Consider the following 14,990-nt stretch of genomic DNA (forward strand, 5'->3'; position numbering starts at 1 on the left):
TGTCAGGCGGCGGGCGGCCGCTCCGGCGCCCCGGGCGGCCTCGCCTCCTCGGCCTGGTCGAGCCACGGCTGGATGCGCGGGATGAACGCGTCGATGAGCGCCTCGAAGCCGCGCATGGCCCGGTCGCGGTCGCCCGAGATCACGAAGTCGAACTGCAGGCCGGAGGAGCCCGCCTGGAGGAGGTCGGCCGTGTCGAGGGCGACCTCCTCGGGGACGCCGTGGGCGCGCATCCACTCGAGGCCGAACCGGCGCCACGCGGAGACGCTCGCGATGGCATCCGGACGGACGACGCCGTCGCGCGTGCGGAGGAGCGCGGCCTCGAACTCGAGGCGCTGGAAGTCGCGGTTGACGTCGGTGAGGCGCCAGCTCCACGCCCGCGTGGTCCACTCGCGGAGCTGGTCGGGCCGGATCTCCCGCGGGTCGCCCTCCACCATCTCGGCCTGGCGCTGGTCGATGGCGTCCATCGCGGCCTCGAGCAGCCGCTCCTTGGATCCGAAGTGGTACACGAGCACGAACGTGCTCTCGCCGAGCGCGTCGGCCAGGCCGCGGAAGGTCACCGACTGGAGCGGGTGCGCGCGGAGGTGGTCGAGGATGTGGGCCAGCAGGTCCTGGCGGCGGTGCGGATCCGGGGCTGCCACGGCCTCACCATAACAACCGTGATGGACAGGCGGCGAAGACCCGTACCGTGTGATCGCCCAGGTCTGTCCGCCGTCTCCTTCGGGTGGAGGCGACGGACGCGGCCGCTCGGGATCGGGTAAATCCCGGGCGATGCCCCCGCGGGCCGGAGCTCGCCTCAGGCGGTCCGGCCCGCGCCGGGTCCGGCGTCGCCGTCGTCCTCGGCCGCGCGCGCTCCCGCGGCCGGTTCCGCCGCGCGGATCTCCGCGGTCAGCGACCGCAGCGTCGTCCGCAGCGCGCGCTCCGCGTCGAGGCCGCGGGACCGCGCCGAGACCACGACCGCCAGGAGCAGCCGGCCGAGGTCGTCCTCGTCGTCGACGGGGAACGCGGCCGGCGACCCCGCCTCGAGCAGGCCGACGCGCTCCGCCCGGCCGAGCAGCTTGTCGGCGAGCGCGAGGGACGGCATGCCCATCGGGATCCCGTCGACCACGCTCGTGCGCGCCGACTTCTCCCGGTCCTTCGCGGCGCCCCAGACGCGCAGGACCTCCTCGACCGTGTCGGCGCGCTCGTCGCCGAAGACGTGCGGGTGGCGGCGCACCATCTTCTCCGTGGCGGTGCGGGCGACGTCGGCGAGGTCGAAGCCCTCGCCCTCGGTGCGCGCGATGTCGGCGTGGAAGACGACCTGGAGGAGCACGTCGGCGAGCTCCTCGCGCATGCCGGGCACGTCGTCGGTCTCGATGGCCTCGACGAGCTCGTGGCTCTCCTCGAGGAGGTACGGGACGAGCGTCCGGTGCGTCATCCCCCGGTTCCAGGCGCAGCCGTCGGGCGCGCGCAGGACGGCCATCGCGGCGGCCAGCTCGGTGACGGCGGCCGCGTCGGATCCGGTGGTGGCGGCGGATGCGGACGGGGACGCGGGCTCGCTCATCCCGCCATCCTCGCACCGGGCCGCCGGTACGCTGATGGTCGGTGTGCCGGGAAGTCTGGTCGGCGGCGGGTGACCGTCTCCCCATTCCCCGACCCCGGAAGGCCACCATGACCTCCCTCATCCGCTCCGAGCGCGTCGCCGCCGGACTCCTCCTCCTCGCGGCCGTCGTCGGCCTCGTCGTCGCCAACACGCCCGCCGGGCCCGGCCTCCTCGCGTGGGCCGACGGGCACATCGCCCTCCCCGCGATCGGCGTCGACCTGTCGCTCCGGCACTGGGTCAGCGACGGCCTGCTCGTGGTCTTCTTCTTCATCGTCGCGGTCGAGCTCAAGCACGAGTTCCTGGCGGGCGGTCTGAACAGCGTCTCGGCGGCGCTCGTCCCCGCCATCGCCGCGGTCGGCGGCGTCGTGGTGCCCGCGGGCGTCTACCTCGCGATCACCGCGGGCAGCGGCCTCGAGCGCGGCTGGCCCGTGCCCACCGCGACCGACATCGCCTTCGCGCTGGGCGTCCTCGCGGTGTTCGGCCGCGGGCTCCCCGCGGCCGTGCGCGTGTTCCTCCTCGCGCTCGCGGTGCTCGACGACCTCATCGCCATCGGGATCATCGCGGTCTTCTTCACGACGGATCTCGACCTGGGCGCGCTCGGCCTCGCGGTGGCGGGCGTCGTCGCGTTCACGGTGGTCGGCCGCTTGGGCGTCGGGCGGACGGGTGCCGCGCGGATCGCCGTGGTCGCCCTGCTGGTCCTCCTCGCCCTCGTCACGTGGTGGGCGACGCTCTCCTCCGGGATCCACGCGACCATCGCCGGCGTCGCACTCGGCTTCGCCCTCCCCCGTCTCTCGGGCCTCCGCGCGGCGCACGCGCTGGAGCCCGTCTCGAACGGCGTCGTCCTGCCGCTGTTCGCCTTCTCCGCCGCGCTCGTCGCGATCCCCTCGATCGGCCTCGCGGAGCTCGCGCCCGCGTTCTGGGGCATCGCGCTCGCGCTGCCGCTCGGCAAGCTCGTGGGCATCACGGCCGGCGGGCTGCTCGGGGCATGGGTCGCGCGGCGCCGCGGATCCGCCGGCGGCCTCGCGGTGACCGACCTCGTGACCGTGTCCCTCCTCGGCGGCATCGGCTTCACGGTGTCGCTGCTGATGAGCGAGCTCGCGTTCGCGGGCCTCGACGACGTGCGCGACGAGGGCACGCTCGCGGTGCTGCTCGGCTCGGGCGTCTCGATCGTCGCGGCGGCCGTCACGCTGTCGATCCGCAGCCGCCAGGCCCGCCGCGACAGCACCCCCGCGGACGGGGACGCGGATGGGGACGACGCGACACGGGACGACTTCCCGGCGCACGTCGACGGCGGACCGGCGCGCGTCTAGGCGCCGAGAGCCGGGGATTCTACAGCGGGGCGAGAAGGATCTCCCCCGCCTTCTGACTTCCTCGCGGCGGGCCTAGCCTTCACGACAACCGCCGTCTGAGACAGGGAAATCATGACTCCAGCCCGACCCGCACCATTGCCCACTTCCCGGCTGAATGCGCACCTTGTCCCCTTCGGTGCCACCATCATCGGCTTCTTGGTTGCCGGCTTCGCAGCCGAGGCCATGATGCCCGAGGGCGAGACCGACGGCCCCCGGTTCGACTGGCTGCCGTCTGGCGGCGCAGCGCTCGGGGATTCGACGATCAACGCGATGCTGTCGTACACAGCAGTGACCTTGGTGCTTTTCGGCATATCACTAGGCGGGCAGGCGACTTTCGATGACAAACGCCACCAAGAGAGAATCCGCCGCGGCGTCGGTGCGGTCGGCGTGCTCATGGCCGTCTCCGCTCTCGTGCTCGTCATCTTCGCCATCGCCGCGCCGTTCAGCGATGTCAGCAAATTACCCGCCCTCGTCGTGGTGGTTCCCTCGGCGATCATCTGCTGGTCCTTGGGAATCGAGATCGGTCGTTTCGTTGTCCCCGATCACCGAACCCAGCTCGAGGGCACACGAGCGAGTCTCGCGCGAGGCGAAGGTCGCCGACAGCGCTTACCTCGGCAGACGAGCGGGACATGGCTCGCGCATCTCCTGGTGTGGGCATACGCGTTTGCCATAGCCGCGGCGACGGGACTCGCGCTGGGGACGTCTGGCATGTCCGCTTGGCTGATCGCCTCGTTTTCCTTCGTCGGCGTCGGCGTCGGGCTCTATCTCTGCCTCCAACTCGCCGCTACCAGTCTTGTAGTGGAGAGGCTGATATTTCGAGTAGGTATCCGATTCGCGGCTTGGCTCTTCTTCGCGTTGATGGTCCTCTTCACCGATGCGGCGATCTACGTCACCGGCTTAGCGTCCTCGACGGACCTAACCGTCCTCTTGGGGCTGCAGCTCCTCATCCCTCTCTTGTTCGTCCGCCTTGGGAGCAAGGCCCCTCAGTTCCTCGTCGATGTGTCGTTGGGAGGCGCACTCGCACGAGTGTGCGCTGACGACCTCGAGCGACAGATCAGCAACCTAACGACGCGGCTTTCGGAACTCGAGCGCCTCAGCCGATCAGCCGCACCCGTTGGGGTCCGCTCTCGACTTCGAGCAGGGTGGGAGGGTTTCCGCACGGGACTACCCTCATGACAGCGCGCCGACCGCCTGGACGCCGTCACGCCTTCGGCGCGGACTCCTTCGTGGCCGGCGCCTGCTCCACCGTGAAGACGGCGTCGAGCAGCTGCCGCACCCAGTCCACGAGCTCGGCGTCGGGTAGCGGCTCGCCGTCGCGCTTGGGCAGCGGCACCGTGACGGCGTTGGTCTGCGCGAACAGCTTGCTGCCCGGGTACATGCGCTGCAGCCGCACCTGCTTGCTGTCGGCGAGGTCGGCCGGTGCGATGCGCAGGTTCGGTCCCATCGCGACGACCTCGCTGAGACCGGCGCGCTGGGCGACGCGACGCAGGCGCGAGACGCGCACCAGGTTGTCGACCTCCACGGGCGGCTCGCCGTAGCGGTCGGACAGCTCCTCGATGACCCGGTCGATCTGGTCGTCGGTCGCCGTGGGCGACGCCGCGGTGGAGAGCTTCTGGTACGCCTCGAGGCGCAGCCGCTCGCTGTCGACGTACTCCTCGGGGATGTGCGCGTCGACCGGCAGCTCGAGCCGGAGCTCGGTCTGGCCCTCCGCGACGTCGCCGCGGAAGGTCGACACGGCCTCGCCGATCATCCGCAGGTAGAGGTCGAAGCCGACGCCCTGGATGTGGCCGGACTGCTCGCCGCCCAGCAGGTTGCCCGCGCCGCGGATCTCGAGGTCCTTGAGCGCGACCTGCATGCCGGATCCCAGCTCGTTGTTCGCCGCGATGGTGGACAGCCGGTCGTGCGCCGTCTCGGAGAGCGGCTTGTCGGCGTCGTAGAGGAAGTACGCGTAGGCGCGCTCCCGGCCGCGGCCGACGCGCCCGCGCAGCTGGTGCAGCTGGCTGAGGCCGTACTTGTCGGCCCGGTCGATGATGAGCGTGTTGGCGTTGGCGATGTCGAGGCCGGTCTCGATGATGGTGGTCGACACGAGCACGTCGAACTTGCGCTCCCAGAAGTCGACGATGACCTGCTCGAGCATCGACTCGCTCATCTTGCCGTGGGCCACGGCGACGCGCGCCTCGGGCACGAGCTCCGCCAGCTCCGATGCGACCCGGTTGATGCTCGAGACGCGGTTGTGCACGAAGAAGACCTGGCCCTCGCGCAGCAGCTCGCGCCGGATGGCCGCGGCGATCTGCTTCTCGCTGTTCGGCCCCACGAAGGTGAGGATCGGGTGGCGGTCCTCGGGCGGCGTCGCGAGCGTCGACATCTCGCGGATGCCCGTGACCGCCATCTCGAGCGTGCGCGGGATCGGCGTGGCCGACATCGCGAGGATGTCGACGTTGGCCTTCAGCTTCTTCAGCGCGTCCTTGTGCTCCACGCCGAACCGCTGCTCCTCGTCGATGATGACGAGGCCCACGTCCTTGAAGGCGATGTTGCCCGTGAGCAGCCGGTGGGTGCCGATGACGACGTCGACCGAGCCGTCCTCGAGGCCCTTGACCGTCTCGCGCGACTCCTTCTCCGACTGGAAGCGGCTGAGCTGGCGCAGGTGCACGGGGAAGCCGGCGAAGCGCTCGGAGAAGGTCTCGAAGTGCTGCTTCACGAGGAGCGTCGTGGGCACGAGCATCACGACCTGCTTGCCGTCCTGCACGGCCTTGAACGCGGCGCGCACGGCGATCTCGGTCTTGCCGAAGCCGACGTCGCCCGAGACCAGGCGGTCCATGGGGATGGGGCTCTCCATGTCGCGCTTGACCTCGTCGATGACGGTGAGCTGGTCGGGCGTCTCCATGAAGGGGAACGCCTCCTCGAGCTCGCGCTGCCACGGGGTGTCCGGCGGGAAGGAGTGCCCGCGCGACGCCATGCGCGCGGAGTAGAGCTTCACGAGCTCGACCGCGATGTCGCGGACGGCCCGCCGCGCCTTGCCCTTGGCGGCGGCCCAGTCGCTGCCGCCCATCTTGCTGAGGGCGGGCTCCTCCCCGCCGACGTAGCGGCTGAGGAGGTCGAGCTGGTCGGTGGGCACGAAGAGCTTGTCGCCCGGGTAGCCGCGCTTGGAGGGCGCGTACTCGATGACGAGGTACTCGCGCCGGGTCTTCACGGCGTTGCGGCCGCCGGAGGAGACCTCGCGCTGCGTGAGCTCGACGAAGCGGCCGATGCCGTGCGTGACGTGCACGACGTGGTCGCCCGCCTTCAGCTGGATGGGGTCGACGACGTTCTTCCGACGGGTGGCGAGCTTCTTGACCTGACGGCTGTCGTAGCCGGCCGCCCGCCCGTAGAACTCGCTCTCGGTGAGGAGGGCGAGCTTCACCTCGGGCATCTCGAAGCCCGCGTCGATGGCGGAGCGGAGCAGGTAGGCGATGCCGGGCTCGGGCTCGGCGGGGAACTCCTCGACCACGCGCGCCGGGACGCCCGCCTCGCGGAGCACCGTGTCGGCGCGCTCGACGAGGCCGGATCCCTGCGCGACGACGCCCACGCTCCAGCCGGCCGCGAGGCGCGCGCGCACGTGCTCGATGGCGCCGTCCGCGTTGCCCGCGAAGCTCGGCACGGGATCCGCCTGGATGCGCACCGTCATGACCTCGTCGATCCCGAGGTCCTCCGGCAGCACGTCGGTGGCCTGGAAGCCGGAGAGGGTCCACCAGCGGCGTGGGCCGCGCGCGTCGCGCAGGCGGCCGAGCGAGAGGAAGTCGCCGGACGCGAGGTCGATGGGCGCCTGCGCACCCGCGGTGGCGGCGTTCCACGCGGCGTCGAGGAACTCGCGGTTGGTGTCGGCGAGGCTCTGCGCGCGCGTGGACACGCGCTCGGGCGAGACGACGGCGATGGCCGCGTCCACCGGGAGGTAGTGCGTGACGGGGACGAGCCTGTCGACGAGCGCGGGGGCGAGCGACTCCATGCCCTCCACGGGGATGCCCTCCGCGATCTTCGCGAGCATCTGCTGCAGGTTCGGGAACTCGTGCTGCATCTCGCGGGCGCGCTGGCGCACGGGCGCGCTCAGCAGCAGCTCGCGGCTCGGCGGCAGCTCGACCGACGTGATCTCCTCCTCGAGCGAGCGCTGGTCCGCGACCGCGAACGGCCGCATCTGGTCGACCTCGTCGCCGAAGAACTCGACGCGCACGGGGTGGTCGGAGACGGGCGGGAACACGTCGAGGATGCCGCCGCGCACCGCGAACTCGCCGCGGCGCGTGACCATGTCCACGCGCGAGTAGGCGAGGTCGACGAGCCGCACGGCGAGCTCGGAGAGGTCGTGGCCGCGGCTGCCCGTGGCGAGCTGCACGGGCGCGAGCTCGGTGAGGTTGTCGGCGACGGGCTGGAGGGCCGCGCGCACCGAGGCCACGATGACGAGCGGGCGGACCCGGTCGGCGGGCACCTCGCGGGCGCCCCGGCCGAGCGCGGCGTGCCACTGCTCCATGCGGCGCAGCGCGTGGATCCGCTTGCCGACGATCTCGGCGCTCGGGCTGAGCCGCTCGTGCGGCAGCGTCTCCCACGCGGGGAACTCGAGGATCTCGGCGTCCGGCAGCACCGCGCCGAGGCTGCGGCGCATGCCCTCCGACTCGCGGCCCGTGGCCGTGACGACGAGCAGGCACCCCGGGATGCCGCGCTGGATGCGCTGGCGGAGGAGCCCCGCGAGCAGCGGCCCCTGGAGCCCCTCGGTGAGGGAGAAGTCGGCGTCGCGGGAGGCCGATGCGAGGGCGTCGTCGAACGTGGAGGCGCGCGAGAGCGCCGGGATCAAGCCCTGGAGGATCACCAGATGATCGTACGCGCCGCCACCGACACGACCGGCGCCGTCCGCCGTGGGCGGACGCGCGGCTCAGGACGCGGCGGTGTGGAAGCGCAGCTGCGCGGCGATGAGGCCGTCGGAGGCGATCATCTCGACGGCGTCGGCCGCGTCCTCCAGCACGTTCGGCAGCACCTGCCGCTCCGTGGAGGAGAAGGGCTTGAGCACGAAGTCGGCGGCGTCCTGGCGACCGGGCGGGCGGCCGATGCCGATGCGCACGCGCGTGAAGTCGCCCGTGCCCGCGGAGGAGATGATGTCGCGGATCCCGTTGTGCCCGCCGTGTCCGCCGCCCTGCTTGAGCTTCATCGCGTCGAACGGGATGTCGAGCTCGTCGTGCGCGACCACGAGCTGCGCGGGCTCGAGCGAGAAGTACTTGAGGAGGTTCGCGACCGGCCCGCCGGACAGGTTCATGAACGAGCTGGGCTTCGCGAGGATGAGCTTCGGCCCGCCGGGGACCGCGCGTCCCTCCGCGACCTGCGCGTTGGCGCGGTGCGAGCGGAAGGTGGCGCGCATCCGGTCGGCGAGCACGTCGAGCGCCATCTGCCCGACGTTGTGCCGGGTGCCCGCGTACTGCGGACCGGGGTTGCCGAGGCCGACCACGAGCAGGGTCCGGTCGTCCACGTGCGCTCTCCTCCTGGTCGTCGCATCCGGGGGCGGATGCGCGGAGCCCGCCGGCCGCTGCCGGTGTCCCGGACGGCGGCCGACGGGCTCCGTGGTGCTGGTGGTGCGGTGCCGCACGTGGCGGCGACGCGGCCCGGAGGCCGCGACGGGTGCTACTTGTCGTCGCCCGACTGGTCGCCGGTGGCGCCGTCGTCGGTGACCGCGACGCCCGCGTCGCCCTCGGCCACGACGTCCTCGTCGACCGCGTCGGTCGTGAGGTCGAGCTGGGGCACGGAGATGGCGACCACGAGGGTCTCGGGGTCGGTGACCAGGTTGGCACCGGCGGGGAGGTCGACCTGGCCGGCCGTGACCTGGGTGCCCTCCTCGAAGCCCTCGATGGAGACGACGAAGCGCTCCGGGATGTGGGTGGCCTCGACGTCGACCGTGATGGACGTGTTCTCGAGGTTGTGGATCGTGCCGGGGTAGGACTCGCCCTCGACGTGGATCGGGACCTCGACCTCGACGCGCTCGCCCTTGCGGACGACGATGAGGTCGACGTGCTCGATGATCTGGCGCACGGGGTCCTTCTGGACGTCCTTCACGAGGACCAGCTGCGGCGTGCCCTCGATGTCGAGCGTGATGATCTGGTTCGCCTTGCGGATGATGAGCATGAGCTCGTGGCCCGGCAGCGTGACGTGCTGCGGGTCGGTGCCGTGGCCGTAGATGACCGCGGGGATCTTGCCGACCGCGCGGATCTTGCGGGCCGCGCCCTTGCCGAACCGCGTGCGCAGCTCCGCGGAGAGGTTGTTGTCAACCATGGTGTCGCTCCAATTGCGGCCCGTGAGGGCTCGCGTCGTGTGTCAGTCGTCTGCTCGAACGCTTGCGCGTGAGGAATGAGGTGCGAGCCCCGTCCACCGCGTCGATAACGGACCGCCGCCGTGCTCGCGCACGGCTCCTGCGATCCCTCGCCGAAGTTCAACCCCCGATGTTACCGGACGGACGGGTCCCCGGTCGACGCGTCCGGTGCGGCCTCCGGCGACGGCAATCCCGGCGCGGGCGGCGTGGACTGCCCGACCCGGAGCCGCAGGCCGTCGTGGACGCCGTCGATGACGTCCTCGAACGCGACCGGCGTGCCGAGCGTGGCGGAGACGTAGACGCTCACCACGGTCGCGAGGGAGAGGAACGCGTCGTCGACCGTGACCCCGGCGGGGCGCCCGGTGCGCAGGGCGTCGGCGATGTCGTCGTACTGGCGGTAGTGGCCCTCGAGGTACGTGTTGTCGAGGCGCGGCGAGCGCGGCAGGTCGGCCGCGTGGATCTCCAGCTCGGCGTCGTTGCGCACGTCGGCCTGGGCGGGCACGCCCGACTCGGGCGCCGCGTGGAAGTAGGTGAGGGATCCGGCCTCGATGACCGCGGATCCGCGCGTGCCCTGCACCTGCACGCGGGTGTCGAGCCCCGGGTAGCCGGCGGTCGTCGCCTGCAGCGTCGCCAGGGCGCCGGACGCGAAGCGGATCACGGCCACCGCGACGTCCTCGACCTCGATGCCGTCGTGCGCGAGCAGCGCGGTCTGCGCGTACACCTCGACCGGGCGGCCGAGGTACGAGACGAGCAGGTCGAGCGTGTGCACGCCCTGGTTCATCAGCGCGCCGCCGCCGTCGAGGTCCCACGTGCCGCGCCAGTGGCCGGAGTCGTAGAACCCCTGGCTGCGCCACCAGGGCGCGCTGGCGACGGCCGTCGTGAGGCGGCCGAGGCGGCCCGAGCGCACGGCCCGGTCGACGACGACGCTCGACGGGTTGAAGCGGTGCTGGCTGATGACGGTCGAGAGGATCCCCCGCCCGGCGGCCTCGCGCGCGAGCTCGGCGATGCGGCGGCCGCGCGCGAGGTCGACGTCGAGCGGCTTCTCGATGACGACGTGGAGACCGGCGGCGAGCGCCTCCTCGGCGAGGCCGATGTGCAGGCCGCTGGGGGTGCAGATGACGACGAGCTCGGCGGCGTCCGCGCGGATCATGTCGCCGAGGTGCGCGAAGACGCGCGGGCGGTCGGCGCGCAGCTCCTCGACCACGACGTCGGCGAGCTCGGCGGCGGTGTCGGCCGTCACGTCGACGAGCGCGGCCACCCGGAACTCGGGGTGCTCGGCGAGGACGCGCGCGTGGTGCGTGCCGATGACGCCGCAGCCGACGATCGCGACGCGGATGGGCTCGTGGACGGCGGCGGCGGGCGCTCCCTCCGCGCCGGCGGACGGGGCGGCGCCAGCGGACGGTGCCGCGTCGGCGCGGTGCACGTCCGCGCGCGGCACGTCCGCGGCCGACCGCGCCTCGCGGACGACCGCGGGGACGTCCGCCTCGGGGACGGCGGCCGCGGGCTCCGTCGCGGTGGCGGGTGCGTCGTCGACCCGGCCGGGGGACGCCGTGCGACCGCCCGGCAGCAGCTCGCGGACGGCCGCGTCGGCCAGGGCGACGGGATCGTCGGTGATGTCGAGGGTGATGCCCTGCTCGTCGTCGCCGAGCGGCTCGAGCGTGCGCAGCTGCGACGCGAGGAGGCTCGACGGCATGAAGTGGCCCTCGCGGGAACCCAGGCGCTCGGCGAGCAGCTCGTGGTCGCCGGCGAGGTGCACGAAGACGGCGTCGGGCGCGGCGGCGCGGAGGACGTCACGGTAGGAGCGCTTCAGCGCGCTGCACGCGACGACCGGTCCGCCCTCGGGGCGGTCGGCGAGCGTCCGACTCACCCGCTCGAGCCAGGGTCGGCGGTCGTCGTCGTCCAGCGCGTGGCCCTCGGCCATCTTGCGGCGGTTCGCCTCGGGGTGGAGGTCGTCGCCGTCGATGAAGGGGACGCCGGCGTCCTGCGCGAGGAGCTCGCCCACGGTCGACTTGCCGGATCCGGAGACCCCCATCACGATCACGGGCGGGAACGGGCGGACGGCGTCGATGCGGATCACTCCCTGCGGTTCGGTGAGGAACTCGTGCGGCGCTCCGTCGTGGTGCGCTCATCCATCCTACGAGACGCTCCCCGACGCCCCGCTGACGGTCGGGAGCCCGGGCGTAGCCTGATGGCGACTGTCGACAAGGAGGCATCAGATGTCAGATGACCAGCAGGCCACGGCGAACATCGGGGTGGTGGGGCTCGCGGTGATGGGCTCGAACCTCGCCCGCAACCTCGCCAGCCGCGAGGGCAACACGGTCGCGGTGTACAACCGCACCACCGAGAAGACCACGAGCCTCGTCGAGGAGCACCCCGAGGCGGGCTTCGTCGCCGCCACCACGATCGAGGAGTTCGCCGCGTCGCTGCAGCGCCCCCGCACGGCGATCATCATGGTCAAGGCCGGACGCGGCACGGACGCCGTCATCGAGCAGCTGACCGAGGCGTTCGAGGAGGGCGACATCATCGTCGACGGCGGCAACGCGCTGTTCACCGACACGATCCGCCGTGAGAAGGAGGTCCGCGCGAAGGGCCTCCACTTCGTCGGCGCCGGCATCTCCGGCGGCGAGGAGGGCGCGCTCAAGGGCCCGAGCATCATGCCCGGCGGCACCGCCGAGGCGTACGAGACGCTCGGCCCGATCCTCGAGTCGATCGCCGCGGTCGCGGAGGGGAAGCCCTGCGTGACCCACATCGGCACCGACGGCGCCGGCCACTTCGTGAAGATGATCCACAACGGCATCGAGTACGCCGACATGCAGCTCATCGCCGAGTCGTTCGACCTGCTCCGCCGCGTCGGCGGCCACGAGCCCGACGCCATCGCCGACGTGTTCGAGGAGTGGAACGGGGGCGACCTCGAGTCGTACCTCATCGAGATCACCGCCGAGGTGCTCCGCCAGAAGGACGCCGCCACGGGCAAGCCGCTCGTCGACGTCATCGTCGACCAGGCCGGATCCAAGGGCACGGGCGTCTGGACCGTCCAGAACTCGGTGGGCCTCGGCGTGCCGGTGGGCGGGATCGCGGAGGCCGTGTTCGCGCGCGCCGTGTCCTCGAAGCCGGAGCAGCGGAAGGCCGTGCAGGCCACGATCACGAGCCGTCCGGAGATCCAGCCCGCGGGCGACACCTTCGAGGACGATGTCCGCGCCGCCCTGTACGCGAGCAAGGTCGTCGCGTACGCGCAGGGCTTCGACGCGATCATCGCGGGCGCGAAGGAGTACGGCTGGGACATCGACAAGGGCAAGGTCGCGGAGATCTGGCGCGGCGGCTGCATCATCCGGGCCCAGTTCCTCAACCGCATCGTCGAGGCGTACGAGAAGGACTCCGGCCTCGCGACCCTCCTCGAGGACCCGTACTTCGCGAAGGCCGTGGCCGACGGCGAGCAGGCCTGGCGCCGGGTCGTCTCGGTCGCCGCGCTGTCGGGGATCCCGGTGCCCGGCTTCGCGTCGGCGCTGAGCTACTACGACTCGCTCGCCTCCGAGCGCCTGCCCGCCGCCCTCGTGCAGGGCCAGCGCGACTTCTTCGGCGCGCACACGTACCACCGCACCGACAGGGAGGGCACCTTCCACACGCTGTGGTCGGGCGACCGCTCCGAGGTCGAGGCGGAGGACACGCACTAGCCGCACGCCTCCGCGACACGAGACGAGCCCGCCGGTCGGTGACCGGCGGGCTCGTCGTGCGCTCGGGCTCAGTCGCGCCAGAACGTGAGGCCCGGCGAGCTCGGGTGCAGCGCGTCGTAGCGCGACGTGTACTTGTAGATCTTGTTGACCGTCGTGCCGAGGCACTCGTCGCCGATGCTGTCGGCTCCGATCCGTGAGGTGAACAGCTCGCACGTCACCATCACGAAGCTGAGCTGCGCGCTCGAGCCCGGATACGCCTGGGCGTAGTACCTGCGCATGTAGTCCATCTTCTGGCTGCAGGTCTCGTTGTTCTTGTCGTCCTTGTAGATCTTCACCACGAGGCCCGTGCCGTAGTTGCCGCCGGTGGCCGAGTTGTAGACGCCGCACACGCGGTAGCCCCTCTCCGCATGGGCCGCCGGAGCCGGGCCCGTCAGCACGCTCGTCACACCCAACCCGAGCGCGAGCAGCGCGGCCGGCACGATGGCCGCCGCGCGCATGGATCCCCTCATCTGTCCTGTCCTTCCTGGAACCGTGTCGCATGAGGCCGCGGACCGATCGCCGCGGTCGAACGCAGCCTAGGAACGGCCGCCGCTCCGCCGCGGATCCCGCCCACATGCGGGCGGTTCGACGACGGCGGGGTCCGGCGGGGCGTCTGTCACACTGGGACGGATGGACGAGGACGAGCACCCCGAGCTCGCGGGCTACGAGCCGCACCGCCCGCGGAGCCTGCGCAGCAGGCGCACGCTCGTCGTGATGCGGGTCGTCGTCGTGGTCGGGATCGTCAGCCTGCTGCTCCCCGGCGTCGTCACCATGGTGCGCGTGGGCGCGAGCACGGCCGACATGGCCTGCAAGGACTTCGTGGCGTACGAGCGGCCCGACTCCCCCTCCTACGAGGTGCGGTTCCAGCTGTTCGGGCCGGGCGTCGTGGGGTACGAGTGCTACACGAAGTACGCCTTCGGCGGCGACGAGCACATCACGTCGCTCGGGCTCATCCCGTCGGGGCGCGTCGCACGCGAGGTCGTCGAACGGAACTCCCGGGACTGATCCCGGAGCCGCCCGCACGGGCGACCCGGGAGACGGCGCCTCGGCCTAGGCGGCGCCGTCGAACATGCTCGTGACGGATCCGTCGTCGAACACCTCGTGGATGGCCCGGGCCAGCAGCGGCGCGATGGGCAGCACCGTGAGCTTGTCCCAGCGCTTCTCCTCGGGGATCGGGAGCGAGTCCGTGACCACGACCGAGTCGATGTGCGGGCTGTTCAGGATCTGCGTCGCCGGGTCCGAGAAGACCGCGTGCGTGGCCGCGACGACGACGCCCGTGGCGCCGTTCTTCTTCAGGGCCTCGGCGGCGGAGACGATGGTGCGGCCGGTGTCGATGAGGTCGTCCACCAGGAGGCACACGCGACCGGCGACGTCGCCGACGATCTCGTGCACGGTGACCTGGTTGTGCACCTTCGGGTCGCGGCGCTTGTGGATGATGGCGAGCGGGGCGCCGAGCTTGTCGCTCCAGATGTCGGCGACGCGCACGCGGCCCATGTCGGGCGAGACGACCGTGAGGGTCTTGGAGTCGAGCACCGAGCGCATGTGCTCGAGGAGCACGGGCATGGCGAAGAGGTGGTCGACGGGGCCGTCGAAGAAGCCCTGGATCTGCGCCGCGTGCAGGTCGACCGACATGATGCGGTCCGCGCCCGCGGCCTTGAAGAGGTCGGCGACGAGGCGGGCCGAGATCGGCTCGCGGCCGCGGCCCTTCTTGTCCTGGCGCGCGTACGGGTAGAACGGGGCGACCACGGTGATGCGCTTGGCCGAGGCCCGCTTCATCGCGTCGACCATGATGAGCTGCTCCATGAGCCACTCGTTGATGGGGGCCGTGTGCGACTGGATGACGAACGCGTCGCTGCCGCGGACGCTCTCGTCGTACCGGATGTAGAGCTCGCCGTTGGCGAAGGTCCGCGCGTCCGTGTGCACGAGGCTCGTCTCGAGCTCCTCCGCGATCTGCTCGGCGAGCTCGGGGTGCGCGCGACCCGTGACGATCACGAGCCGCTTCTCTCCGGCGGTCTTGATTGCGGACACGGGAC

12 protein-coding genes are annotated in these 14,990 nt (G+C 71.8%); 4 read left to right on the forward strand and 8 right to left on the reverse strand.

The window, feature by feature from the left end; genetic code table 11:
- Nucleotides 1-2: 2 nt before the first annotated feature.
- On the reverse strand, nt 3-638 hold the full coding sequence (locus ITJ40_RS14330; RefSeq protein ID WP_194667712.1) for a TetR/AcrR family transcriptional regulator: 636 nt from the start codon (nt 636-638) through the stop codon (nt 3-5).
- A 155-nt stretch (nt 639-793) separates the two neighbouring features.
- Complete coding sequence (locus ITJ40_RS14335; RefSeq protein WP_194667713.1) at nt 794-1,540, reverse strand: MazG family protein; 747 nt, start codon at nt 1,538-1,540, stop codon at nt 794-796.
- Between the two features lie 107 nt (nt 1,541-1,647).
- On the opposite strand from ITJ40_RS14335, the gene ITJ40_RS14340 reads away from it, so the two are divergent.
- Nucleotides 1,648-2,889: a Na+/H+ antiporter NhaA gene (locus ITJ40_RS14340; protein WP_194667714.1), complete on the forward strand. Its 1,242-nt coding sequence runs from the start codon at nt 1,648-1,650 to the stop codon at nt 2,887-2,889.
- Nucleotides 2,890-3,084: 195 nt separating this feature from the next.
- Entirely contained in the window at nt 3,085-4,104 is a 1,020-nt protein-coding gene (locus tag ITJ40_RS14345; RefSeq protein ID WP_194667715.1) for a hypothetical protein, read from the forward strand.
- A 25-nt stretch (nt 4,105-4,129) separates the two neighbouring features.
- On the opposite strand, the gene mfd is transcribed toward ITJ40_RS14345, so the two are convergent.
- The 4 genes from mfd to ITJ40_RS14365 form a co-directional block, all read right to left on the reverse strand.
- A complete protein-coding gene (gene mfd, locus ITJ40_RS14350) occupies nt 4,130-7,762 on the reverse strand; it encodes a transcription-repair coupling factor (protein ID WP_194667716.1) in 3,633 nt (1,210 codons plus the stop codon).
- Between the two features lie 63 nt (nt 7,763-7,825).
- Entirely contained in the window at nt 7,826-8,413 is a 588-nt protein-coding gene (gene pth, locus ITJ40_RS14355) for an aminoacyl-tRNA hydrolase (protein ID WP_086513169.1), read from the reverse strand.
- A gap of 152 nt (nt 8,414-8,565) precedes the next feature.
- On the reverse strand, nt 8,566-9,210 hold the full coding sequence (locus tag ITJ40_RS14360; RefSeq protein ID WP_194667717.1) for a 50S ribosomal protein L25/general stress protein Ctc: 645 nt from the start codon (nt 9,208-9,210) through the stop codon (nt 8,566-8,568).
- Nucleotides 9,211-9,380: 170 nt separating this feature from the next.
- Nucleotides 9,381-11,324, reverse strand: a complete 1,944-nt coding sequence (locus tag ITJ40_RS14365; protein WP_194667718.1) for a gluconokinase, GntK/IdnK-type — start codon at nt 11,322-11,324, stop codon at nt 9,381-9,383.
- Nucleotides 11,325-11,463: 139 nt separating this feature from the next.
- Between ITJ40_RS14365 and gndA the strand changes: the two genes are divergently transcribed.
- Nucleotides 11,464-12,918, forward strand: coding sequence for an NADP-dependent phosphogluconate dehydrogenase (gndA, locus tag ITJ40_RS14370; protein ID WP_194667719.1), 1,455 nt, complete (start codon nt 11,464-11,466; stop codon nt 12,916-12,918).
- A 68-nt stretch (nt 12,919-12,986) separates the two neighbouring features.
- Here gndA and ITJ40_RS14375 read toward each other — a convergent pair whose 3' ends face one another.
- On the reverse strand, nt 12,987-13,427 hold the full coding sequence (locus ITJ40_RS14375) for a hypothetical protein (RefSeq protein ID WP_194667720.1): 441 nt from the start codon (nt 13,425-13,427) through the stop codon (nt 12,987-12,989).
- A 160-nt stretch (nt 13,428-13,587) separates the two neighbouring features.
- On the opposite strand from ITJ40_RS14375, the gene ITJ40_RS14380 reads away from it, so the two are divergent.
- Nucleotides 13,588-13,962 carry a hypothetical protein gene (locus ITJ40_RS14380; RefSeq protein WP_194667721.1) on the forward strand — a complete coding sequence of 125 codons (375 nt, stop codon included), beginning with the start codon at nt 13,588-13,590 and terminating at the stop codon, nt 13,960-13,962.
- A 45-nt stretch (nt 13,963-14,007) separates the two neighbouring features.
- On the opposite strand, the gene ITJ40_RS14385 is transcribed toward ITJ40_RS14380, so the two are convergent.
- Complete coding sequence (locus ITJ40_RS14385; protein ID WP_194667722.1) at nt 14,008-14,985, reverse strand: ribose-phosphate diphosphokinase; 978 nt, start codon at nt 14,983-14,985, stop codon at nt 14,008-14,010.
- Nucleotides 14,986-14,990: the final 5 nt, after the last annotated feature.

Source organism: Clavibacter sp. VKM Ac-2872, assembly GCF_015351105.1.
Taxonomy (GTDB): Bacteria; Actinomycetota; Actinomycetes; order Actinomycetales; family Microbacteriaceae; genus Clavibacter.